At 68.2% G+C, this 22,150-nt stretch carries 21 protein-coding genes; 8 read left to right on the forward strand and 13 right to left on the reverse strand.

Translation table 11 applies throughout. From position 1 onward, the window contains the following. Nucleotides 1-173 precede the first annotated feature (173 nt). Nucleotides 174-620 (forward strand): GatB/YqeY domain-containing protein, encoded by a 447-nt coding sequence (locus RHOOR92_RS0103520; protein ID WP_015446568.1) that lies wholly within the window; start codon nt 174-176, stop codon nt 618-620. On the opposite strand, the gene RHOOR92_RS0103525 is transcribed toward RHOOR92_RS0103520, so the two are convergent. Continuing rightward, nucleotides 598-912 (reverse strand): hypothetical protein, encoded by a 315-nt coding sequence (locus RHOOR92_RS0103525; protein ID WP_007514044.1) that lies wholly within the window; start codon nt 910-912, stop codon nt 598-600. The two genes, RHOOR92_RS0103520 and RHOOR92_RS0103525, sit on opposite strands and share 23 nt — an antisense overlap. 148 nt (nt 913-1,060) lie before the next feature. On the opposite strand from RHOOR92_RS0103525, the gene RHOOR92_RS19180 reads away from it, so the two are divergent. The 4 genes from RHOOR92_RS19180 (at nt 1,061) to RHOOR92_RS0103545 (ending at nt 4,853) form a co-directional block, all read left to right on the forward strand. Next, nucleotides 1,061-1,231, forward strand: a complete 171-nt coding sequence (locus RHOOR92_RS19180; RefSeq protein WP_007514046.1) for a DUF1328 domain-containing protein — start codon at nt 1,061-1,063, stop codon at nt 1,229-1,231. Between the two features lie 92 nt (nt 1,232-1,323). Continuing rightward, nucleotides 1,324-3,111, forward strand: a complete 1,788-nt coding sequence (dnaG, locus tag RHOOR92_RS0103535; RefSeq protein WP_027489602.1) for a DNA primase — start codon at nt 1,324-1,326, stop codon at nt 3,109-3,111. A gap of 115 nt (nt 3,112-3,226) precedes the next feature. Further along, nucleotides 3,227-3,847 carry a DedA family protein gene (locus RHOOR92_RS0103540; RefSeq protein WP_007514049.1) on the forward strand — a complete coding sequence of 207 codons (621 nt, stop codon included), beginning with the start codon at nt 3,227-3,229 and terminating at the stop codon, nt 3,845-3,847. A gap of 10 nt (nt 3,848-3,857) precedes the next feature. Next, nucleotides 3,858-4,853 carry a bile acid:sodium symporter family protein gene (locus RHOOR92_RS0103545; protein ID WP_007514050.1) on the forward strand — a complete coding sequence of 332 codons (996 nt, stop codon included), beginning with the start codon at nt 3,858-3,860 and terminating at the stop codon, nt 4,851-4,853. A 23-nt stretch (nt 4,854-4,876) separates the two neighbouring features. Here RHOOR92_RS0103545 and RHOOR92_RS0103550 read toward each other — a convergent pair whose 3' ends face one another. From RHOOR92_RS0103550 to RHOOR92_RS0103580, 7 genes are all read right to left on the reverse strand, one after another. Beyond that, complete coding sequence (locus RHOOR92_RS0103550; protein ID WP_007514051.1) at nt 4,877-5,533, reverse strand: hypothetical protein; 657 nt, start codon at nt 5,531-5,533, stop codon at nt 4,877-4,879. A 21-nt stretch (nt 5,534-5,554) separates the two neighbouring features. Next, a complete protein-coding gene (gene mgtA / locus RHOOR92_RS0103555) occupies nt 5,555-8,209 on the reverse strand; it encodes a magnesium-translocating P-type ATPase (RefSeq protein ID WP_015446566.1) in 2,655 nt (884 codons plus the stop codon). A 156-nt stretch (nt 8,210-8,365) separates the two neighbouring features. Then, on the reverse strand, nt 8,366-8,608 hold the full coding sequence (locus tag RHOOR92_RS0103560) for a hypothetical protein (protein ID WP_007514053.1): 243 nt from the start codon (nt 8,606-8,608) through the stop codon (nt 8,366-8,368). 294 nt (nt 8,609-8,902) lie between these two features. Beyond that, nucleotides 8,903-9,805, reverse strand: a complete 903-nt coding sequence (gene cyoE / locus RHOOR92_RS0103565) for a heme o synthase (protein ID WP_015446565.1) — start codon at nt 9,803-9,805, stop codon at nt 8,903-8,905. Nucleotide 9,806: 1 nt separating this feature from the next. After that, nucleotides 9,807-10,982: a COX15/CtaA family protein gene (locus RHOOR92_RS0103570; protein WP_015446564.1), complete on the reverse strand. Its 1,176-nt coding sequence runs from the start codon at nt 10,980-10,982 to the stop codon at nt 9,807-9,809. Beyond that, a complete protein-coding gene (locus RHOOR92_RS0103575) occupies nt 10,982-11,551 on the reverse strand; it encodes a hypothetical protein (RefSeq protein WP_027489603.1) in 570 nt (189 codons plus the stop codon). The genes RHOOR92_RS0103570 and RHOOR92_RS0103575 overlap by 1 nt, the downstream gene beginning before the upstream one ends. After that, nucleotides 11,548-12,306 carry an SURF1 family protein gene (locus RHOOR92_RS0103580; protein WP_007514057.1) on the reverse strand — a complete coding sequence of 253 codons (759 nt, stop codon included), beginning with the start codon at nt 12,304-12,306 and terminating at the stop codon, nt 11,548-11,550. The genes RHOOR92_RS0103575 and RHOOR92_RS0103580 overlap by 4 nt, the downstream gene beginning before the upstream one ends. A 59-nt stretch (nt 12,307-12,365) precedes the next feature. Between RHOOR92_RS0103580 and RHOOR92_RS0103585 the strand changes: the two genes are divergently transcribed. Further along, a complete protein-coding gene (locus RHOOR92_RS0103585; RefSeq protein WP_007514059.1) occupies nt 12,366-12,581 on the forward strand; it encodes a twin transmembrane helix small protein in 216 nt (71 codons plus the stop codon). 244 nt (nt 12,582-12,825) lie between these two features. On the opposite strand, the gene RHOOR92_RS0103590 is transcribed toward RHOOR92_RS0103585, so the two are convergent. The 5 genes from RHOOR92_RS0103590 to RHOOR92_RS0103610 all read right to left on the reverse strand — a co-directional run bounded on the left by RHOOR92_RS0103590 (nt 12,826) and on the right by RHOOR92_RS0103610 (nt 17,086). After that, entirely contained in the window at nt 12,826-13,713 is an 888-nt protein-coding gene (locus RHOOR92_RS0103590) for a cytochrome c oxidase subunit 3 (RefSeq protein ID WP_015446560.1), read from the reverse strand. A gap of 112 nt (nt 13,714-13,825) precedes the next feature. Continuing rightward, on the reverse strand, nt 13,826-13,969 hold the full coding sequence (locus RHOOR92_RS18495; protein WP_015446559.1) for a hypothetical protein: 144 nt from the start codon (nt 13,967-13,969) through the stop codon (nt 13,826-13,828). A gap of 55 nt (nt 13,970-14,024) precedes the next feature. Next, the gene (ctaD, locus tag RHOOR92_RS0103600) at nt 14,025-15,641 is read right to left on the reverse strand and encodes a cytochrome c oxidase subunit I (protein WP_007514065.1); all 1,617 of its coding nucleotides are present in this window, start codon (nt 15,639-15,641) and stop codon (nt 14,025-14,027) included. Between the two features lie 72 nt (nt 15,642-15,713). After that, complete coding sequence (gene coxB, locus RHOOR92_RS0103605) at nt 15,714-16,625, reverse strand: cytochrome c oxidase subunit II (RefSeq protein WP_015446558.1); 912 nt, start codon at nt 16,623-16,625, stop codon at nt 15,714-15,716. A 20-nt stretch (nt 16,626-16,645) separates the two neighbouring features. Next, nucleotides 16,646-17,086 carry a DUF2244 domain-containing protein gene (locus RHOOR92_RS0103610; RefSeq protein ID WP_007514071.1) on the reverse strand — a complete coding sequence of 147 codons (441 nt, stop codon included), beginning with the start codon at nt 17,084-17,086 and terminating at the stop codon, nt 16,646-16,648. 248 nt (nt 17,087-17,334) lie between these two features. Here RHOOR92_RS0103610 and putA point away from each other — a divergent pair, with 248 nt between their 5' ends. Beyond that, nucleotides 17,335-20,490: a bifunctional proline dehydrogenase/L-glutamate gamma-semialdehyde dehydrogenase PutA gene (gene putA / locus RHOOR92_RS0103615; protein WP_027489604.1), complete on the forward strand. Its 3,156-nt coding sequence runs from the start codon at nt 17,335-17,337 to the stop codon at nt 20,488-20,490. A 205-nt stretch (nt 20,491-20,695) separates the two neighbouring features. Then, nucleotides 20,696-22,111, forward strand: a complete 1,416-nt coding sequence (locus tag RHOOR92_RS0103620; protein ID WP_027489605.1) for a coniferyl aldehyde dehydrogenase — start codon at nt 20,696-20,698, stop codon at nt 22,109-22,111. Nucleotides 22,112-22,150: the final 39 nt, after the last annotated feature.

A 22,150-nucleotide genomic window follows, 5' to 3' on the forward strand; every position in this document is an offset into this window, starting at 1 on the left:
TTCATCGGCGGGCCGCCCGCGTCTTCACGCGGCGCATGCAGGAAACACGGTCGGCGCGGGTTCTCGCAGCCGCCGCAAGCACTCCGGATTCGACCTCGGCCGGTGTTGTCCCCAGGACAACGCCGGCTTTGTCGTTTCCGTAGAATGACCCACCCGATCCCGAGGCTCCCGCCATGACGCTCAAGCAGCAGATCACCGAAGACATGAAGACCGCCATGCGCGGCGGCGACAAGCAGCGGCTGGGCGTGATCCGGCTGATGCTGGCGGCGATCAAGCAGCGCGAAGTGGACGAGCGCATCGAGCTGGACGACGCGCAGCTGCTCGGCGTGCTGGAGAAGATGCTGAAGCAGCGCAAGGACTCGGTCAGCCAGTACGCCGCCGCCGGCCGCGAGGACCTGGCCGACGTGGAACGCGCCGAGATGACGGTGATCGAGGGCTATCTGCCGGCCAAGCTCGGCGACGCCGAGATCGATGCCCTGATCAGCGCCGCGATCGCCGACACCGGCGCCAGCTCGCCGCGCGACATGGGCAAGGTGGTGGCCGCGGTGAAGGAAAAGGCCGCCGGCCGCGCCGACATGGGCGTGGTCTCGGGCAAGATCAAGGCGCGCCTGGCCGGCTGAGCGTGCCGGCCACCAGCAGCAACCCCAGCAGCACCAGCACGCCGGCGACCACCGCCAGCGCGATGCAATGGCGACGCCGGCGCAACCGCTGCCAGTTCGCCACGTCGAGGAAATAGCGGCCCTCGCCCGGGCAACGCAGCACCGCAAGGACGACCAGCCGGTGCCAGGCCATGCCCGGTTTCAGTTCCAGCTGCTGCGCCGTGCAGGCGGTTGCCGCGGTAGTGGCGGCGGCCCGCTCGAACGCGCGCACAATCGCGCGCTGCCTCAGCATCATCACCGTACTGATCACCATGATTCGTCACTCCCGGCGCCGGCCTGGAAGCTTGCCGCGCCGCGCCCGCACTGGCAAGGCGCCATGCATCGCGTTCACGCCCGTCCCGCTACAACAGCCTGACTCGCGGCTCCCGCCGCACGGGCGATCGTCGCTGCAGGAGAAACGCATGCTGAAGTGGGCCATCATCTTCGCCATCATTTCGCTGGTCACCGGCTGGCTCGGTTTCGGCGGTGTCGCCGGCGTGACCGCCACCATCGCCAAGGTGCTGTTCGCGTGCTTCGTGATCCTGTTCCTGCTGGCCGTGCTGGCGCTGATCGGCGTGATCAGCCTGTTCTAGGCTTGCTCGCCGCCCTGCCTGCGACATTTCGCCTCAGCCCAGCGCAATCCGCCCGAGCCTCCCCGGCGGCGACCGACTAGACTAGGCGGTCTATGCGCGGCCTGATTCCCGACAGCTTCATCGACGAACTGCTTGCCCGCGTCGACATCGTCGACGTGATCGAGCGGCGCGTGCCGCTGAAGAAGGCCGGGCGCGAGTGGACCGCGTGCTGCCCGTTCCACAACGAGCGTACGCCGTCGTTCTATGTCAGCCCGGCCAAGCAGTTCTTCCACTGCTTCGGCTGCGGTGCACACGGCAGCGCGGTGAAGTTCCTGATGGACTACGAGCGGCTGGAGTTTCCGGACGCGGTGGAGGAACTGGCGCAGACGGTGGGCCTGACCGTGCCGCGCGAGGGCGGCCGCGAGGCGGCGCCGCGCGAGGACAAGACCGACCTTTACGCGCTGCTCGACGCCGCCGCGGCCTGGTACGAGGGCGAGCTGCCGCGCAATGCCGACGCCCAGGCGTACTGCAGGAAGCGCGGGCTGGACGCGGAGACGATCCGGCGCTTCCGCCTCGGCTGGGCGCCGGCCGGCTACGACGGTGTGATCAAGGCGCTGGGCAACACGCCGCGGCGGATGGAGCTGCTGAACGAGGCCGGCATGGTCGCCTCGAGCGAGCGCGGCAGCAAGTACGACCGTTTCCGCGAACGGCTGATGTTTCCGATCCTCGATCGCCGCGGCCGCGTCATCGCGTTCGGCGGGCGGATTATCGAACGGTCCGGCGAGGGATCGCCGGCGCCTGATGCTCGCACGCAGGACGCGCGCAAAAGCGACGGCCCCAAGTACCTCAACTCGCCGGAAACCCCGCTGTTCCACAAGGGCCGCGAGCTGTTCGCGCTGTGGCAGGTGAAGCAGGCCAACCCGACGCTGGCTCGCATCGTGGTGGTCGAGGGCTATATGGACGTGATCGCACTGCACCAGGCCGGGCTGCCGATTGCGGTAGCCACGCTGGGCACGGCGACCACGCCCGAGCACACCGAGGTGCTGTTCCGCGCCGCGCCGGACGTGGTGTTCTGCTTCGATGGCGACCGCGCCGGCCGCGCGGCGGCGTGGAAGGCACTGGAATCCGCGCTGCCGCGGCTGCGCGACGGCCGCCAGGCGTACTTCCTGTTCCTGCCCGACGGCGAGGATCCGGATTCGCTGGTGCGCAAGGAAGGCAAGGCCGGCTTCGAGCAACGCATCAGGGACGCGATGCCGCTGTCGGACTATTTCTTCAATGAACTGTCGCACGACGTCGACATGGCCAGCCTCGACGGCCGCGCCCGGCTGGCCGAGCGCGCGCGCCCGCTGATCGCGAAACTGCCCGACGGCGCGTTCCGCGACCTGATGGCGCAGGAGCTGGAGAAGCGCAGCGGTGCCCGCGCGGTGCTGCAGGCCGACCCCGCCGCCCACCGCGCCATGCAGCGACCCACGGCAGTGCAGCGCAGCCTGGTGCGCAGCGCGATCTCGCTGCTGCTGGCGCAGCCGGGCATGGCCGACCAGGTGGAGAAGCCCTACCGCTTCCTGCGCCTGGACAAGCCCGGCGTGGAACTGCTGGCCGAACTGCTCGACCTCGCACGCGCGCGTCCCGGCATCAACTCCGCGATGCTGGTGGAGCACTTCGCCGAGCGGCCGGAATACCCTTCGCTGCAGAAGCTGATGGCGGCGCTGGCGGTGGGCGAGCTGGAGGCGCAGCGCAGCGAATTCTTCGATGCGCTGGCGCGGATGGAAGACCAGGCCATCACCCAGCGCCGCGATGCACTCACCGCGAAGAGCCGCGAGGCGGCGCTGGACCCCGCCGAGAAGACGGAGTTGCGCGAGCTGCTGGCTGCCCGCGTGCGGCCGCCGGTGGCCTCGGCCTGACCGCGATGATGTGCCGCCTGCCCGCCCGCCCTGCACCGGCCGCCGGATTCCATCCGGCTGCGGGATCCTGCCGGGCTGCGGCCGGGCAGGATCCGCACCAAGCGCAAGGACACTGATGGATCTGCTGCAGCAACTGGTGACGATCTTCGCCGAGAACGGCTACGTGGCCGTGTTCATCGCGCTGATGATCTGCGGTGCCGGCCTGCCGCTGCCGGAAGACATCACCCTGGTCGCCGGCGGCGTGATCGCCGGGCTCGGCTACGCGAACGTGCACGTGATGTTCGCACTGACCATGTTCGGCGTGCTGCTGGGCGACTGCGCCATCTTCCTGCTCGGCCACCACTACGGCGCACGCATCCTGCAATGGCGCTTCGTGGCGCGCGTGCTGACCCCGTCGCGCTACGTCAAGGTGCAGGAGAAGTTCGACCACTACGGCAACCGCATGTTGTTCTTCGCGCGCTTCCTGCCCGGCATGCGCACCACCGTCTACCTCACCGCCGGCACCACCCACCGGGTGTCGTTCCTGCGCTTTCTGCTGATCGACACCATGGCGGCGCTGATCAGCGTGCCGTTCTGGGTCTACCTGGGCTACTTCGGCGCCAACAACCACGAGTGGCTGGTGAAATGGATGCACCGTGGCCAGAGCAGCCTGTGGGTGCTGATCGGGCTGCTGCTGCTGACCGTACTGGTGCTGTGGTGGAAGCATCGGCGGCGCACGCGCTGCGGGCTGGATTGAGCGGTTCCACATGTCGCCGCGCCGCGTCCGTCCGGACAAGTTCACCCTCGCCTTGCTCGCCACCGTGGCGCTGGCCTCGCTGCTGCCCTGCCGCGACGGCACCGCGCAGGTCTTCGACGCGATCACCGATGCGGCGATCGCGTTGCTGTTCTTCCTGCACGGCGCCAAGCTGCCGCGCGCGGCGATCATGCAGGGGCTGACCCACTGGCGACTGCACCTGACCGTATTCGCCGGCACCTTCGTACTGTTCCCGCTGCTGGGGCTGGCGCTGCGGCCGCTCGGACAGGTGCTGCTGACGCCGGAGCTGTACCTCGGCGTGCTGTTCGTCTGCACGCTGCCGTCCACCGTGCAGTCGTCGATCGCGTTCACCTCGATCGCCGGCGGCAACGTCTCCGCCGCGGTGGTCAGCGCGTCGATGTCGAACCTCATCGGCATCGTGCTGACCCCGCTGCTGGTCGGCCTGCTGCTGGCCAGCCACGGCGGCGGCGCCTCGTGGCGGGGCGTGCTGGACATCATGCTGCAACTGCTGCTGCCGTTTGCGCTCGGCCATGCCGCGCGACGCTGGATCGGCGGCTGGGTCGACCGCCACAAGCCGCTGCTCGGCTACACCGACCAGGGCACGATCCTGCTGGTGGTGTACACCGCGTTCAGCGCCGCTGTGGTCGGCGGCCTGTGGCGCGACACGCCGGTCTCGGCGCTGCTCGCCACCCTGGCGATGTGCGCGCTGCTGCTGGCGCTGGTGATGCCGACGCTGAGCTGGGCCGCGCGCCGGCTCGGCTTTTCGCGCGAGGACGAGATCACCATCGTGTTCTGCGGCTCCAAGAAGAGCATGGCCAGCGGCATCCCGATGGCGAAAATCCTGTTCGCCGGCCAGCTCGGCGGCCTCGGCGCGCTGGTGCTGCCGCTGATGATCTTCCACCAGTTGCAGCTGATGGTGTGCGCGGTGGTGGCGCAGCGCTACGCCACGCGGGCGGCGGTGACGGATGACACGCTGGAAGCGGACTGACGCCGGCGCCGCTCGCCCGGCCGTCAGGAGTCGCCCGGCGCGTAGTTGAAGCCGAAGGTGAGCCAGTGCCCGTCGCGGTCGTGGCCGGCGAGCAGCTCGAAGCTGAGACCGCGCGCAAACGACCGCCGCAGCCCGGCCTGAGCCGTGCCACCGGCGCCGCGCGCGGCATAGAGCTCGGCGAGGCCGCTCCAGTGCGCTCCCAGTGCGTACTGCATGCCCACGCCGCCGCCCGGCCACGGCGGCCCGCCGCGTGCGGTGTTCCAGCTCATGTTGACGTGCACGGTCCAGGACGGATCCAGCGGCAGGCTGACGACGAGGTTGGCCGTGCCCGCCGCCAGGCGGTGATCGGAGCGGCGCCAGCTGCCGCCCAGCGAAACGGCGACGCCCGGGGTGGCTTCGTCCATGTCGCGCAGCGTGCGCTTGAGGCCAGCGCTCAGCCACGGCCCCGACGGCGCCCCGGCGTTGGCGCTGCCGCCCAGGCTGTACTCCACCCCGCCCAGGCCGCAGGCCGGCACGGCCGTGGCCTCGCCACCGCCGCGCAAGCGCAGCCAGGATTCGAGCTGGCAGCGGCCATCCGGCAGGGTGCCGGCGTCATCTACCAGCAGACTGGTTCCCGCCCGCGCCGCACACGGCGACAGCAGCATGGCAGCCACCACGAATGACACGGCAAGGCGGCGCATGGTCGCTGCTCCCGGCCATGGTCACAGCCAGCGGCCGTAGCGGCGGATGTACACCAGCTTCATCAGCTGGGTCAGCACGCCGTAGGTGAGCACGGTCAGCGCCACCCAGCCGAAGAACGCCGGCGGCAGCGCTACCATGCCGATCTTGGCGCCCAGCCCGGTGAACGGCACAAACAGGCCGATCAGGATGACCGCGGTGGTCAGCGCCAGCACCGGGGCCGAGGCGATGCTCTGCAGGAACGGGATCCGGCGCGTGCGGATCATGTGCACGATCAGCGTCTGCGTCAGCAGGCTCTCGATGAACCAGCCGGACTGGAAGAACGGCTGGTGCGCCATCGAGTTCGCGCCGAACACGTGCCACAGCAGCAGGAACGTGGTGATGTCGAAGATCGAGCTGACCGGGCCGATCCACACCATGAAGCGGCCGATATCGCTGGCGTCCCACTTGCGCGGCTTGCGCAGGTACTCGTCGTCCATGCGGTCGAACGGGATCGACAGCTGCGAGATGTCGTACAGCAGGTTCAGCACCAGGATCTGCAGCGGCAGCATCGGCAGGAACGGCAGGAACGCGCTCGCCACCAGCACCGAGAACATGTTGCCGAAGTTCGAGCTGGCGGTCATCTTGATGTACTTGATGATGTTGCCGAAGGTGATGCGGCCCTCGATCACGCCCTCCTCCAGCACCATCAGGTTCTTTTCGAGCAGGATGATGTCGGCCGATTCTTTGGCGATGTCGGTGGCGGTATCCACCGAGATGCCCACGTCCGCCTCGCGCAGCGCCGGCGCGTCGTTGATGCCGTCGCCGAGGAAGCCCACCGTGTGGCCCTGGCGCTGCAGCGACTTCACCACGCGCGCCTTCTGCAGCGGCGACATCTTGGCGAACACGGTGGTGCGCTTGACCAGCTCGTCCAGCGCCGCATCGTCCAGCGGCTCGATCTGCCGGCCCTGCGCCGAATGCTCCACGTCCAGCCCCACTTCGCGGCAGATCTTGCGCGTCACCGCCTCGTTGTCGCCGGTGATCACCTTCACCTGCACGCCATGGTGATGCAGCGCGGCGATCGCGGTGGCCGCCGAATCCTTCGGCGGATCGAGGAAGGCCAGGCAACCCACCGCGGTCAGCCCGCTCTCGTCGGCGACGCCGTACGGACGCCCGGCCGGCGGCTGCTGCTTCACCGCCACCACCAGCACGCGCAGGCCGTCCTCATTGAGCCCGCGCGTCATCTCCTTGATCTCGTCGCGCTGCGCGTCGGTCATCGGCACGATCTGGTCGCCGGTCTTCGCCCAGGTGCAGATCGACAGCATCTCCTCCACCGCGCCCTTGCACACGATCAGGTCGTGGCCGTCGCCGTTGCCGAGCACGACGGACATGCGCCGGCGCTGGAAGTCGAACGGGATCTCGTCGACGATGCGGTAGTGCGCCGCGGCCGGCTCCAGGTCGCGATGCGCCAGCACCGCCTTGTCCATCAGGTTCTTCAGGCCGGTCTGGAAGCGGCTGTTGAGGTAGCCGTATTCCAGCGCCTCGTCGGACTCCTCGCCGTGCAGGTCGAGATGCCGCTCCAGCACGATCTTGTCCAGCGTCAAGGTGCCGGTCTTGTCGGTGCACAGCACGTCCATCGCGCCGAAGTTCTGGATCGCGTTGAGCCGCTTCACCACCACCTTGCGCCGGGACATCGCCAGCGCGCCCTTGGCCAGGTTCGCGGTGACGATCAGCGGCAGCATCTCCGGGGTGAGGCCGACCGCCACCGACAGCGCGAACATGAACGCCTGCAGCCAGTCGTGCTTGTCGAAGCCGTTGATCAGGAACACCACCGGCACCATCACCGCCATGAAGCGGATCAGCAGCCAGCTGACGCTGTTCACGCCGCGGTCGAAGCTGGTCTGCACGCGCTGGCCCACGATGCTGTGCGCCAGCGAGCCGAGATAGCTGCGCGGGCCGGTCGCCACCGCCACCGCGGTGGCGGTGCCGCTGACCACGTTGGTGCCCATGTAGCAGATCGTCGGCAGGTCCAGCGGATTGGCGTGGTCCGCCTCGGCCGCGCCGTGCGCTCCCGGCGCGGCCTTCTCCACCGGCAACGACTCGCCGGTGAGGATCGCCTGGCTGATGAACAGGTCCTTCGCATGCAGCAGGCGCAGGTCGGCGGGCACCATGTCGCCCGCGGCCAGGTGCACGATGTCGCCGGCGACCAGCTCGCCCACCGGCACCTCGATGCGCTCGCTGTGGCCGTCGGAGGCGCGCCGCGTCACCGTGGCGGTGTTGCGCACCATCGCCTTCAGCTTCTCCGCCGCCTTCGAGGAGCGGTACTCCTGAGTGAAGCTCAGCAGCACGCTGATGCCCACCATCGCCGCAATGATGATCGGCCCGGACAGGTCATCCGGCGTGGCGAACATCTGCACCACCGCCAGCACCAGCAGCACGATGATGAACGGGTTCTTGAACGCACGCAGCAATTGCCGCGACCAGTGCGGCGGCTTCTCGTACGAAACCTCGTTGATGCCGTCGCGATGCAGCCGCGCCTCGATCTGTTCCTCGTCGAGACCGGCCGGGGTGGTCTCCAGCGACGCCAGCAGTTCGCTGTTCGCGCGGAATGCCTCCTGCGCCACCGCCACGTGCAAGGGTGCCGACGCACCCCTGTCGGCCGCCCTCGGCAGGGCACCCTGGATGGATTGCTTGATCATGACCCGCTTCCGTGAATTCGCCGATGCCTGCCGCCGATGCGAGTCCGCGGAATCAATCCGCCAACTTCGCCGGCGCCGGTGTGCCTGGCCGCGCATGCGGCCGGAACGGTTCCGCCACTGGCGGAGGCCATCCCTTGCATGACGTCATGGCGACCATCAGCGACTGGATACCAGTGCGAGATGGCCGGAGGATGGCAGCGCGTCGCCGCGGGCCTTGGTTGCCGCCGACGTGCGGCCGCCGGCGTCGGCGCGGCGGTGCAGTTCGACCACGTTGCTGCCGGCCGACCGCTCCAGCGGGGCGGGCACGGTGATGGTGTAGGTGGCGCGCACGGCCTCGCGGCGGCCAGCCAGCAGCCGGCGCAGCATGCGCAGCAAAACGGAATCGCGAAGGAGCTTCATAGCCCATCTCCTCGTTACGGCGCCCGCGGCGCCGGAGGAGGTGGGCCGGTCTTCCCTAGTCGAGGAAAGCGCCGGCCGACCGCAGGCGGTCGCCGCAGATCATCAGCTTGTTATGCAATGCCGGCACCCGATGCGAGCGGATGTCGACGTTGCGACTAGGGTAAACGTCCATATGCCTTGGTTAGTCAGGACAGGGAGCCGGCCGGCGCGAGCGCGCCGGATGGCGCGCGCATTGTTGTGCTGCAGCAGCGTGCTGTCAATGCCTGCGGCGACGAAAGTTCGCACGATCGCTGCTCAGCCGAACGGCACCGGCGGCGGGCCGGAAGGCACCAGCGGCGGCAGCAGCCAGTGGTCGACCAGCAGGAACGCGAACAGTGCCATCAGGTAGACGATGGAGTAGCTGAACACCTTCATCGCGTACAGCTCATCCGGCGGGTTAAGCAGGCGCACCGCGTAATACAGGAACGCGCCGCCCAGCACCGCGGCGCCACCCAGGTAGACCAGGCCGCTCATCCCGGTCAGCACCGGCAGCAGGGTCACCAGCACCAGCAGCACGGTGTAGAACAGGATGTGCCAGCGGGTGAACACCACGCCGTGGGTCACCGGCAGCATCGGCACCTGCGCGCGCGAGTAGTCGTCGCGGCGGAAGATCGCCAGCGCCCAGAAGTGCGGCGGCGTCCACACGAAGATGATCAGGCACAGCTGCAGCGCGTACGGGTGCAGCGCGCCGGTGACCGCGGTCCAGCCCAGCACCGGCGGGATCGCGCCCGCGAGGCCGCCGATCACGATGTTCTGCGGCGAGGCGCGCTTGAGGAACGCGGTATAGATCACCGCATAACCGATCAGCCCGGCAAAGGTCAGCACCGCGGTCAGCGTGTTGACCCACAGCACCAGCACCAGCATCGAGGCGATGCCTAGCGCCAGCGCGAACACGAACACCTGGCGCGCGTTGAGATGCCCGGTGGCCAGCGGCCGGTGCGCCGTGCGCACCATCACCTTGTCGATGCGCTGGTCGATCAGCTGGTTGAACGCGGCCGCCGAGGACGAGGCCAGCCAGATGCCCAGCGTGCCGAACACCAGCGCGCGCCACGGCGGCATGCCGGGCACAGCGAGGAACATGCCGATCACCGCGCAGAACACCAGCAAGGCGACGATGCGCGGTTTGGTCAACAGCAGGTACTCGTGAAGAACGCTCATTTCAGTGCCGCCCCAACGACAGGAACATCGATTCGTCATGCCGCCGCTGCGTGCGCGCCAGCGTGGCCAGCAGGGTGGTCAGCAGCAGCGCCGCCACACCATTGTGCGCGGTCGCCACCGCCAGCGGCAGACCGAAGTACACGTTGCTGATACCCAGCAGCACCTGGCCCGCCAGCGCCAGCGCGATCGCCAGGCCCAGCGCGCGCAGGCCATGCCGCGCCGTGCGGACCGCCAGCCAGCCGAGGTAGCAGAACACCACCAGCGCGCCGATGCGGTGCGCGATCTGGATCGCGCTGCGCGCGGCCATGTCGAGCACGCCGCCCTCGTAGTTCACGCCGATCCCGCGCCACAGCACGAAGCCCTCGCGAAAATCGGTGGGCGGCGCCCACTGGCCGAGACACTCGGGGAACGAGCCCGGGCCGTAGCCGCAGGCCAGCGCGGCGTAGTTCGCCGAGGTCCAGCCGCCCAGCGCGATCTGGCACAGCAGCAACATGATGCCGATCGCCACCAGCCGGCGCAGGTCGGCAAGACCGTCGTCCGGCGCCGCCACGCCGGCGAAACGCAGCGCGGCGTAGGCCAGCAGCGCGAACGTGCTCATGCCACCGAGCAGGTGGCCCATCACCACCACCGGCTTGAGCAGCAAGGTCACCGTCCACATGCCGAGCATCGCCTGGAAGATGATCACCGCCAGCGCCAGCACGCAGATCTTCCACGCGCCGGGCCGCGGCAGCCGGAGCGCGGCGAGCAGCGGCAGCACGATCGCACAGGCCGCCAGCAGCGACGACCACAAGTGTTCGCCGCGCATGTACAGGCCCACCCCGAGCGCCGCGAACACGGCGCCGCCGACCACCGCCAGCAACGTGCCGCGCCGGCGCCAGCCGGCGATCAGCGCCAGCAGCAGCACCAGCACGCCGAGCGTGCCGGCGAGGAAGCGGTGCACCTGCTCGCGCCAGGCCTTGTGCGCCTCGTACGGGCGATCCGGGAACGCCGCGTCGGCATGCGCCACCGCCTGCGCATGCTGCGGCCAGGTCACCTGGCCGTAGCAGGTCGGCCAGTCCGGGCAGGACAGGCCGGCGTTGGACAGCCGCACGAACGCGCCGAACATCACCAGCCCGAACGCGAACACCGCCGCGAACAGGGCCAGCCAGCGCAACACCCGCGGCGCATGCGACGACATCACTTGACCACCTTCTGCAGGTCCTTGCGCAAACCGTTCGGATCGAAGCCGGCGCGATACAGCGACAACGCGGTGCCGTTGGACTCCACCAGCAGCGCGCTCACGCTGTCCGGCGCGTCCGGCCGAAACCCGGCCAGCTTGCCGTCGACGTCGGCGCCGAGCTGCCAGTAGTTGCGCATGCCGTCGCGCGTGTCGTCCGCGGGCGGCGTGCCCAGGTAGAGCAGGCGCAGGCGCGACTGGTTGCGGTTCAGCGTGACCCGCGCCGCGGCCATGCTGGTCAGCGTGGCCAGGCAGCGCGCGGCGCAGCCGGGGCCGGCCAGCGCCACCAGGGTCAGCCGCGGCTGGCTGTCGCGCCAGGCGTAGGGCTGGCCATTCGCCAGCTGCACGCGCAACTGCTCGTCGACGAAATTGCGCTGCGGCAGGATTGGTTCGCCGTTGCCCTTGGTGCCGGGCTGCCAGCCGCTCCAGCTGAGCAGGCCGGCGGCGATCATCGGCGCGACGAACGCCAACACGATCATCAGCAGGAAGATTCGGCTCTTGCGCACGGCGGCGGGATCGGCAGCTTTCATGGGACGTCATCAACCTTCGCGGAATCGGATTTGCGTGGTTTGCGCTTGCGATGCACGACCAGCAGGATCACCACCGCCGCCAGCGCAAAGGTGAACCACTGGAACGCGTAGGCGCGGTGCCGCGCTGGCGGCATCGAGGAAAAATCGAGGTTGCGCTCGCGCTCGTAGATCGCCGCCGGATCGGGATCCAGCGCCAGCACGCGCGGATACAGCCCCCGCCCGAGGTCGGCAGCGACCTGCGCGGGGTCCAGGAAGATCGAGCTCTTCGGCCACTGCGTCTGCCGCGCCAGCGCATTGCCGCCCATCTCGAAACCGACCGGCGGCGGCGGCACGTACAGCCCCTGCAGGCTCACCTTGCCGGTCGGCAGCGGCGGCACCTGAGGCGGCTTGTCGCTGCCGTTGCCGGGCAGGAACCCAAGGTCGACCAGCAGCAACGGCGAGTGGCCATCCAGCGCCAGCGGCGCGTACACCTGCACGCCGCCGCGGCGGTCGTGCTTCGGGTTGTCCAGCAGGTATACGCGGTCGGCCAGGTAGTGGCCGTCGACCTTCACCCGCGGAAAGCCGTCCGCCGGCGGCGTGTCGGCGACCCCGGCAAAGTCCTGCAGCGGCGCCGCGGCGGCCGCGGCATACCGTCGCAGAAGGTCGTCCTTGAAGTCGGCGCGATGCAGCTGCCAGACGCCCAGGCGCACGAACAGCAGCGCTCCGGCCACGGTCAGCAGCAGCGCCCACCATGACGGACGACGGAATCCGCTCACGCCGGGCGCCTGCCGGCGGCCGCTATACTCGTCATGTCGAACTGGATCGGATCAATCACGTGGAAACCATCTATAAAATTGCGCTGGTCGTGGTGCTGCTGGTGGTGATCTTCAGCCTCGGCCAGGCGCTGTACTTCATGATGACCGACAAGGACGACGACAAGCGCACCGTGTGGGCGCTGACCCGTCGCATCGGCCTGTCGCTGCTGTTCATCGCCATGGTCGCATTCGGCATCTGGATGGGCTGGCTGCACCCGCACGACGTCGGCCAGTGATTGTAACCGCCACGACACACTGACTGTTCGCCGCCAAAAGAAGAAGCCCGCCATCCGGCGGGCTTCTTCGCATCTGAACTTCACCGGAGCGACGCTTTTTTGAAGAGTCCGGCCACGGATGGCCGGTTCTTGACCTTCGCTCTCCGCGACAGGACGTCGCGTGAAGTCCTGCCTTTTTGAATAGTCCGGCCAAGGATGGCCGGTTTCTTGACCTTCGCCCTTCGCGACAGGACGTCGCGTACAGTCAAAGTATATACACGAACATGAACAGGCCCAGCCAGACCACGTCGACGAAGTGCCAGTACCACGCCACGGCCTCGAAGCCGAAGTGGTGCTCCTTGTTGAAGTGACCCTTCAGCACGCGCAGCCAGATCACCGCCAGCATGATCGTGCCCAGCGTCACATGCAGGCCGTGGAAACCGGTGAGCAGGAAGAAGGTCGAGCCGTAGACGCCGCTGTGCAGGGTCAGGTTCAGTTCCTTGTACGCCTCAATGTACTCGTGTGCCTGGAAGTACAGGAAGGTGGCACCGAGCAGCACGGTCAGGCCCAGGAACAGCAGGATCTTGCCGCGGTGGCCGGCGCGCAGCGCATGGTGCGCGATGGTCACGGTGACGCTGGAGGTGAGCAGGATCAGCGTGTTCAGCAACGGCAGCCCCCACGCCGGCACGGTGCGGAACGCACCGCCGGCCTGTTCCGGGCCGTTGCCGCCATTGGCGCCCCAGGCCGCGGTGTAGTCGCTCCACAGGAACTCGTGGGTCAGCACGCCGTGGCCGTGGCCGCCGAGCCACGGCACCGAGAACATGCGCACGTAGAACAACGCACCGAAGAACGCGCCGAAGAACATCACCTCGGAGAAGATGAACCACATCATGCCCATGCGGAACGAGGTGTCCACCTGGTGGTTGTAGCTGCCGGCCAGCGACTCGTTGATCACCGAGCGGAACCAGCCGAAGAACATGCCGAGCACGCCGAGCACGCCGATGGTCAGTACGGACTTGCCGAAGCCGCTCTCGCCGGGATCCGCGTTCAACCAGTGCGCGGCACCGAACACGGTGGTGAACATGACCACTGCGGCCACGAACGGCCAGTAGCTCTTGGTCGGAACGAAATAAGCGTCGTGTTGCTGACCCATGGTGTAACCCCGTGGATGTCTCTTGATGACTTTGCCCCGTCGCAGCGACCGGGGAACTGCACGCCGGTCGTCGAACCCGGCCGGTGGAAGGACACGTGGAACGCGCGGAATGCTATTTCATCAGCAGAATCTGCAGGAACGTCGACAGGTAGACCGCCAGTGCGACCACGGCAAGTATCGTGACCGTGCGCCGCACGCCGCGACGGGCTTTCCCGTCCGGCTGGGCCGTTGCCGCATGAATCGTCTGCTGCGCCATGTCAGTTTGCTCCCGAGAGCATGCCGGCTGCGCGGCCGGCATGCCGGATGGACGGTCAATCGTTGACGTGCCCGTGGGCCAGTTCATCGTCGTTGATCACCGGCGGCACTTCGAAGGTATGGTGCGGCGCCGGCGAGGGGATGGTCCACTCCAGGCCCTTGGCCCCTTCCCATACGCGGTCGGTGGCCTTCTTCTTCGAGAAGAACACGCAGTGGATCAACACGCCCACGAAGATCAGCTGGGTGGCGCCGAACAGGAAGCCGCCGATCGAGCTGATCATGTTGAAGTTGGCGAACGCCACGTTGTAGTCGGGGATGCGGCGCGGCATGCCGGCCAGGCCCAGGAAGTGCTGCGGGAAGAACAGCACGTTGACCCAGATCACGCTGTTCCAGAAGTGCACCTTGCCCCAGAACTCGTTGTACATGTTGCCGGTCCACTTCGGCATCCAGTAGTACGCGGCGCCGATGATCGCGAACAGCGCACCGGTGACCAGCACGTAGTGGAAATGCGCCACGATGAAGTAGGTGTCGTGATACTGGAAGTCGGCCGGCACCAGCGCCATCATCAGGCCGGAGAAGCCGCCGATGGTGAACAGGATGATGAACGCGATGGCGAACAGCATCGGCGTCTCGAACGTCATCGAGCCGCCCCACATGGTGGCCACCCAGTTGAACACCTTCACGCCGGTCGGCACCGAGATCAGCATGGTGGCGTACATGAAGAAGACTTCGGCGCCCAGCGGCAGGCCCACCGCGAACATGTGGTGCGCCCACACGATGAACGACAGGAACGCGATGCAGGCAATCGCGAATACCATCGCCTTGTAGCCGAAGATCGGCTTGCGCGCGAAGGTCGGCACGATCTCCGAGATGATCCCGAACGCGGGCAGGATCATGATGTAGACCTCGGGGTGACCGAAGAACCAGAAGATGTGCTGGTACAGCACCGGGTCGCCGCCGCCGCCGGGGTTGAAGAAGTTGGTGCCGAAGTACTTGTCGGTGAGCAGCATGGTCACCGCACCGGCCAGCGCCGGCATCACCGCGATCAGCAGGAACGCGGTGATCAGCCAGCTCCACACGAACACCGGCATCTTCATCAGGTCCATGCCGGGCGCGCGCATGTTGAGGATGGTCGCGATGATGTTGATCGCACCCATGATCGAGCTGATGCCCATCAGGTGGATCGCGAACACCGCATAGGCCAGCGAACCGCTCTGCAACGACAGCGGCGGGTACATCGTCCAGCCGCCGGCCGGGCCGCCACCGGGCAGGAACAGCGTGGACAACAGCAGCACGAACGCGAACGGCAGGATCCAGAACGACAGGTTGTTCATGCGCGGCAGCGCCATGTCCGGCGCGCCGACCATCAGCGGGATCATCCAGTTGCCGAGGCCCACGAAGGCCGGCATGATCGCGCCGAAAATCATCACCAGCGCGTGCATCGCCGTCATTTCGTTGAAGAAATACGGCTGCATCAGCTGCATGCCCGGCTTGAACAGCTCGGCGCGGATCAGCATGGCGAAACTGCCGCCGATGAACAGCATCGTCAGCGAGAAAATCAGATACAGCGTGCCGATGTCCTTGTGGTTGGTGGACATGCACCAGCGCTGGAAGAAACCTTTCGGCGCGCCGTGGTGATCGTCGTGCTGATCATGGGTGGCTGCGTAGGACATGGCCTTGCACCTCTAACCTGAAAATGGAATGCGACTGCAAAAAAACCTGTGCCGGACGGGCGGCAAACGGCCTCAGCCCTGCTTGCCGGTGACCGGGGCGGCGACCTGCGCGGTTTGCGGCGCGGCGGCGGGCGCGGCGGACTGCGCCTCCTGCCCGGCCAGCCACTTGGCGAAATCGGCCTTCGACTTCACCACCACCACGATCGGCATGAAGCCGTGGTCCTGGCCGCACAATTCGGCGCACTGCCCGCGATAGGTGCCCGGCGTGGTGAAGTTGGCCCACGCCGCATTGATGATTCCGGGGATCGCGTCGATCTTCCAGCCCGTCGCCGGCACCCACCAGGAGTGGATCACGTCGCCGCTGGTGATCACGAAGCGGATCTTGGTGTCCACCGGCACCACCAGCGGCTTGTCGACGTCGAGCAGGTAGGTGTTCTCGTCGCCGACCTTGACCGCGTACGGATCCATGCCCGAACCGAGCTGGCGGGTCTGGTCGCTGCGCGTATCCAGTTTGGACATGAAGCCGACCTTGTCGATCGACTTGCCCAGGTAGTCGACATAGTCGTAGCGCCACTTCCACTGGTAGCCGGTGACCTTGACGGTCATCTGCGAACCGGTGGTGTCGGCCCAGGTGGTCAGGCCGCTGGTGGCCAGATAGGCCAGGGTGATCAGGATCAGCACCGGGATGGTGGTCCAGACCACCTCCACGGTGGTGTTGTGCGACCACTTCTCGGCCACCGCGCCGCGCGATTTGCGGAAGCGGAACATGGCGATGAACATCGCGCCGAACACCAGCACGCCGATCACCGTGCACACGGCCAGCGCCACGTTGTTCAGGTGGTACGGCACCGACGACCAGGTACTCGCGCCGCGCTGCAGGTTCAGCTGCCACGGACCGGGGGCGGCCAGCGCCACGCTGCCGAACGAGGCAAGGGCCAGAGCCGCCGCTGCCGTGAATGATCGCCTGATGCCGCCAGATGTCATGTCTTGCACCTTTGTTGAACCTACTTGCGTGGCTGTCCGTTGAAGTCGGCCAGCAACACCATGAGTTTCTTCGACAGCGCGGTGCGTTCCTGTTCCGCCAGGAAAGCGCCGATCTCCAGCTCGCGTCCATGCGACGACAGCAACAACCGCTGACGCCCGCTGCCCGGCTCCAGCAGCACGCGCACCCAGTACGACGGGAAACGCGTGCAGCGCCGGCCCGGCAGGGATTGCACCTCCAGCGACTCGGCGTCGAGGGTGATGCGCTCGCTGCGATCGCCGGCCCGCCAGGCCACGCGCAAGGCAATGGCCATGGCAACGGATTCCATCAGGGCAAACAGCGGAGCGAACACATTCCCCTGCCACGCCACCAGTCCAGCCGTCATCAGCACCAGCGCCGCCAGAACCACGATCAGCCGACGCAGACCGCGCCGGCTGAGCGTGCGGTTGGGCTTGAGCCACATCGTCACGCGGGGCAAGCCGGCGGTAGCTGGTCGAAGCACGATCATGGAGATCCGGCGTGCCTGGAACGCCGGAATGATAGGCCGCGGCGGCGCAACGGGCAACAATGTCGCACCGGCTTGACCTGGATCAAGGAATCGTGTTGCGTTGAAGGGTTGCACCCCGGCGACGGCTTCGGCTCCCGCGCATTGCACGGCACGCGTACAATTCCGCGTTCTCCTCCGCCTCCGCGCATCCCAGCGACAAGCCCGTGACCCAAGCCATTCTCCACCCCGAACTCCCCGCCGACGGCACGCCGGCCCGCGCGCGCATCACCGCCGCCTGGCTGCGCGACGAGACCGAAGCGGTCAACGACCTGCTGGCCCAGGCCACCCTGCCGCCAGCCGAGCGCGAGCAGGTGATCGACGTCGCCGCCGGCCTGGTCACCCGCGTGCGGGCACGTGCGAAGGACCAGAGCGCGGTCGAGTCCTTCATGCGCCAGTACGACCTGTCTTCCGAGGAAGGCGTGCTGCTGATGTGCGTGGCCGAGGCGCTGCTGCGCATCCCGGACAAGGCCACCGCCGACAAGCTGATCCGCGACAAGCTCGGCGAGGCGGACTGGAAGAAGCATCTGGGCCAGAGCGAATCGCTGTTCGTCAACGCCTCGACCTGGGGGTTGATGCTCACCGGCCGCCTGGTGAACCTCGCCGAGGACACCCGCCATGATTTCACCGGCGCGCTGAAGCGGCTGGTCGGCCGCGCCGGCGAGCCGGCGATCCGCCTGGCGGTGCGCCAGGCGATGCGCATCATGGGCCACCAGTTCGTGATGGGCCGCAGCATCGACGAGGCGCTGGACCGCTGCGCGAAGAAGGAATACGCGGTCTACCGCTACTCCTACGACATGCTGGGCGAGTCCGCGCTCACCGCCGAGACCGCCGAGCGCTACCAGGAAGACTACCGCCGCGCGATCGCCCGCATCGGCGCGCGCGGCCCGTTCGCCAACCACACCGATGCGCCCTCGATCTCGGTCAAGCTGTCCGCGCTGCACCCACGCTACGAGGTGGCCAAGCGCGAAGACGCACGCCGCATGCTGACCGCGAAACTGCTGGAGCTGTCGCAGCTGGCGATGCAGCAGGGCATTGCGCTGTCGGTCGATGCCGAGGAAGCCGACCGGCTCGAACTCTCGCTGGACATCCTCGGCGACGTCTTCGCGCACCCCTCGCTGGAAGGCTGGAACGGCCTCGGCATCGTGGTGCAGGCGTACTCCAAGCGCACCCCGTTCGTGATCGACTGGCTGGTCGAGACCGCGCGCGCTGCCGGCCGCCGCTGGTACGTGCGCCTGGTCAAGGGTGCCTACTGGGATGCCGAGATCAAGCGCGCGCAGGAACAGGGCCTGGCCGGCTACCCGCTGTACACGCGCAAGCCGAACACCGACGTGTCCTACCTGGCCTGCGCGCGCAAGCTGTTCGACGCCGGGGTCGAGCTGATCTATCCGCAGTTCGCCACCCACAACGCACACTCGATCGCCGCCGTGCACCACATCGCGCGCGGCCGCCCGTTCGAGTTCCAGCGCCTGCACGGCATGGGCACCGACCTGTACGCCGAGGTGATCGGCCCGCAGAACCTGAACGTGCCGTGCCGCGTGTACGCGCCGGTCGGCACCCACGAGGACCTGCTGCCGTACCTGGTGCGCCGCCTGCTCGAGAACGGCGCCAACACCAGCTTCGTCAACCGCGTGGTGGACGAGACCCTGCCGGTGCGCGAGCTGGTCGCCGACCCGTGCGAAACGGTGCGCCGCTTCGCATCCATTCCCCACCCGCGCATCCCCTTGCCGGTCAACCTCTATGGCGAACTGCGGAAGAATTCCATGGGCATCAACTTCTCCAACGACAACGAACTGAAGGCCCTCGCCGAGGCGGTCGCCACCAAGGCCGGCCCGTGGACCGCCGAACCGCTGGTGCCCGGCGCCAAGGGCAACGGCCCGACCGTGCCGGTGACCAACCCGGCCGACCGCCGCCAGGCCGTGGGCAGCTACGTCAGCGCCGACGCCGCGCTGGTGGACCAGGCGCTGGCCAACGCCGTCGCCGCCCAGCCCGGCTGGGATCGCCTGCCCGCGGCCAGCCGCGCCGCGATTCTCGAACACGCGGCGGAGCAGCTCGAAGCACGCCGCGCCGAGTTCATCGCGCTGTGCGTGCGCGAGGCCGGCAAGAGCCTGCCCGACGCGATCGCCGAGGTCCGCGAGGCCGCCGACTTCCTGCGCTACTACGCGACGATGGCGCGCCGCCTGTTCAGCCAGCCCGAGCAGCTGCCCGGCCCCACCGGCGAGAGCAATCAATTGTTCCTCAACGGCCGCGGCGTGTTCGTCTGCATCAGCCCGTGGAACTTCCCGCTGGCGATCTTCCTGGGCCAGGTCAGCGCTGCGCTGGCCGCCGGCAACAGCGTGATCGCCAAGCCGGCCGAGCAGACCAGCCTGATCGGCTACGCCGCGGTGAAGCTGCTGCACGAGGCCGGCGTGCCGCTCGACGTGCTGCAGTACCTGCCCGGCGACGGCGCCGTGGTCGGCGCCGCGCTCACTCGCGATCCGCGCGTGGCCGGCGTGGCCTTCACCGGTTCCACCGAAACCGCCTGGGCGATCAACCGTACGCTCGCCGCACGCAATGCGCCGATCGCCGCGCTGGTGGCCGAGACCGGCGGGCAGAATGCGATGATCGCCGACTCCTCCGCGCTGCCCGAGCAGATCGTCAAGGACGTGATCGCCTCCGCCTTCCAGTCCGCCGGCCAGCGCTGCTCGGCCGCGCGCGTGCTGTTCGTGCAGGAGGACATCGCCGACAAGGTGATCGGCATGCTCGCCGGCGCGATGGCCGAGCTGAAGGTCGGCGACCCCGGCCAGCTGTCCACCGACGTGGGCCCGGTGATCGACGAAGACGCGAAGCAGATCCTGGTCGAGCACGCCGCGCGCATGGACAAGGAGGCGAAGAAGATCGCCGAAGCGAAGCTCGACGCCGAGGTCGCCGCCCACGGCACCTTCTTCGCCCCGCGCGCCTACGAAATCCCCGCGCTGGCCACGCTGACCCGCGAAGTGTTCGGCCCGGTGCTGCACATCGTGCGCTGGAAGGGCAGCGAACTGGCCCAGGTGGTCGAGCAGATCAACGCCACCGGCTACGGCCTCACCCTCGGCGTGCACAGCCGCATCGACGACACCGTGGAATACATCCGCAGCCACGCCCGCGTCGGCAACTGCTACGTCAACCGCAATCAGATCGGCGCGGTGGTCGGCGTGCAGCCGTTCGGCGGCGAAAGCCTCTCCGGCACCGGCCCCAAGGCCGGCGGCCCGCACTACCTCTTGCGCTTCGCCGGCGAACGCACGCTCACCATCAACACCACCGCCGCCGGCGGCAACGCGTCGCTGCTGACCATCGGGGAGTAGGCGCCGGGGCTCGGAAAACCCGCACCTTCCCCCTCGCCCCCAAGCCCGGTTTGGGCGAAGGTGGCGTGCGTGGGCGCTCCGGCATTGCCATGGTGCCGATGCAGCGAGTACGTTGCATGCCATTGCGCGGAGCGTTGGCATGCCGCACGTTAAAGAGAACTGACCGGATTTACTCGCCGGATGGACGACTCCTGAGCGAAACGCCATGCACGACGCCACGCACACCGATCTTGCCGGCATGCTGCAGCGCCTGCGCGATGCGCAGGCGCGCGAGCCGATGCCTGACTGGCCCCGCCGCGCGCAACGCCTGCGCCAACTGGAGAAGATGCTGCTGGAGCAGCGCGCGGCGTTCGCCACGGCGATCGACGCCGACTTCGGCCAGCGCCCGCAGGAAGAAACCGATCTGCTGGAGATCTTCCCCAGTCTGTCGGCGGTCCGCCACGCGCTCGCGCATGGCCGGCGCTGGATGAAGCCGCGGCGGCGCCTGGCCGACTGGCTGTTCCTGCCCGCACGCACCGAGCTGCGGCCGCAGCCACGCGGCGTGGTCGGCATCATCGTGCCGTGGAACTACCCGCTGTACCTGGCGGTCGGCCCGCTGGTCGACGCGCTGGCCGCCGGCAACCGCGCGATGCTGAAGATGAGCGAGTTCACGCCGCGCTTCTCGGCGCTGTTCGCCGAACAGGCGACGAAGTACTTCCAGCCCGACGAAGTGGTGGTGGTGAACGGCGACGCCAACGTGGCGCAGGCGTTCGCCGCGCTGCCGTTCGACCACCTGCTGTTCACTGGCTCCACCGCGGTCGGCCACCACGTAATGCGCGCGGCCGCGGCCAACCTCACCCCGGTGACGCTGGAGCTGGGCGGCAAGTCGCCGGCGATCATCGGCCCGGGCGCACGCTTCGAGCACGCGGTGGAGCGCATCGTGTTCGGCAAGCTGGTCAATGCCGGGCAGACCTGCATCGCGCCGGACTACGTGCTGCTGCCGCGCGCGCGCGTGGCGGAGTTCATCGCGCTGGCCGGCAAGGCGGTGGCGCGGATGTACCCGCAGCTGGAGCGAAGCACGCAGTACGCCAGCATCGTCTCTGACCGCCAGTACCAGCGCCTCACGGCGCTGCGCGACAGCGCGCTGGCGGCCGGCGCAAGTGCGTACGCGCTGGGCGAGGCGGCGGAAGATCCCGCGCGCCGGCTGCTGCCGCCGCAGCTGCTGACCGAGGTCGACGACGGCATGGCGGTGATGCGCGAGGAGATCTTCGGCCCGCTGCTGCCGCTGCTGCCCTACGACACGCTGGACGAGGCGATCGCCCGCATCGCCGCCCGCCCGCATCCACTGGCGCTGTACCTGTTCGAGACGGATCGCGCCCTGATCGAGCGCGTGCTGGCGCAGACCCACGCCGGCGGCGTCACGCTCAACGACACGCTGTACCACATCGCGCAGCACGGCCTGCCGTTCGGCGGTGTCGGCGCCTCCGGCATGGGCGGCTACCATGGCGAGGCCGGCTTCCGTACGTTCTCGCATTTGAAGCCGGTATTCCGCCAGGCGCGCTGGAATGGCACCGGGCTGCTCAACCCGCCGTACGGCGCGCGCTTCCGGCACATGCTCGACCTGCTGCTGCGCCGCGGCTGACCTTCCCCCGCACACAAAAAAACCTCCCCGCCGCGGCGG

This window comes from Rhodanobacter sp. OR92 (genome assembly GCF_000427545.1).
Lineage (GTDB): Bacteria > Pseudomonadota > Gammaproteobacteria > Xanthomonadales > Rhodanobacteraceae > Rhodanobacter > Rhodanobacter denitrificans.

Excerpts from the sequence above, each read along its gene's own strand:
- RHOOR92_RS0103520 (WP_015446568.1), top strand. The coding sequence starts at position 174 with ATGACGCTCAAGCAGCAGATCACCGAAGACATGAAGACCGCCATGCGC.
- RHOOR92_RS0103525 (WP_007514044.1), bottom strand. The coding sequence starts at position 912 with ATGGTGATCAGTACGGTGATGATGCTGAGGCAGCGCGCGATTGTGCGC.
- RHOOR92_RS19180 (WP_007514046.1), top strand. The coding sequence starts at position 1,061 with ATGCTGAAGTGGGCCATCATCTTCGCCATCATTTCGCTGGTCACCGGC.
- dnaG (WP_027489602.1), top strand. The coding sequence starts at position 1,324 with ATGCGCGGCCTGATTCCCGACAGCTTCATCGACGAACTGCTTGCCCGC.
- RHOOR92_RS0103540 (WP_007514049.1), top strand. The coding sequence starts at position 3,227 with ATGGATCTGCTGCAGCAACTGGTGACGATCTTCGCCGAGAACGGCTAC.
- RHOOR92_RS0103545 (WP_007514050.1), top strand. The coding sequence starts at position 3,858 with ATGTCGCCGCGCCGCGTCCGTCCGGACAAGTTCACCCTCGCCTTGCTC.
- RHOOR92_RS0103550 (WP_007514051.1), bottom strand. The coding sequence starts at position 5,533 with ATGCGCCGCCTTGCCGTGTCATTCGTGGTGGCTGCCATGCTGCTGTCG.
- mgtA (WP_015446566.1), bottom strand. The coding sequence starts at position 8,209 with ATGATCAAGCAATCCATCCAGGGTGCCCTGCCGAGGGCGGCCGACAGG.
- RHOOR92_RS0103560 (WP_007514053.1), bottom strand. The coding sequence starts at position 8,608 with ATGAAGCTCCTTCGCGATTCCGTTTTGCTGCGCATGCTGCGCCGGCTG.
- cyoE (WP_015446565.1), bottom strand. The coding sequence starts at position 9,805 with ATGAGCGTTCTTCACGAGTACCTGCTGTTGACCAAACCGCGCATCGTC.
- RHOOR92_RS0103570 (WP_015446564.1), bottom strand. The coding sequence starts at position 10,982 with ATGTCGTCGCATGCGCCGCGGGTGTTGCGCTGGCTGGCCCTGTTCGCG.
- RHOOR92_RS0103575 (WP_027489603.1), bottom strand. The coding sequence starts at position 11,551 with ATGAAAGCTGCCGATCCCGCCGCCGTGCGCAAGAGCCGAATCTTCCTG.
- RHOOR92_RS0103590 (WP_015446560.1), bottom strand. The coding sequence starts at position 13,713 with ATGGGTCAGCAACACGACGCTTATTTCGTTCCGACCAAGAGCTACTGG.
- RHOOR92_RS18495 (WP_015446559.1), bottom strand. The coding sequence starts at position 13,969 with ATGGCGCAGCAGACGATTCATGCGGCAACGGCCCAGCCGGACGGGAAA.
- ctaD (WP_007514065.1), bottom strand. The coding sequence starts at position 15,641 with ATGTCCTACGCAGCCACCCATGATCAGCACGACGATCACCACGGCGCG.
- coxB (WP_015446558.1), bottom strand. The coding sequence starts at position 16,625 with ATGACATCTGGCGGCATCAGGCGATCATTCACGGCAGCGGCGGCTCTG.
- RHOOR92_RS0103610 (WP_007514071.1), bottom strand. The coding sequence starts at position 17,086 with ATGTGGCTCAAGCCCAACCGCACGCTCAGCCGGCGCGGTCTGCGTCGG.
- RHOOR92_RS0103620 (WP_027489605.1), top strand. The coding sequence starts at position 20,696 with ATGCACGACGCCACGCACACCGATCTTGCCGGCATGCTGCAGCGCCTG.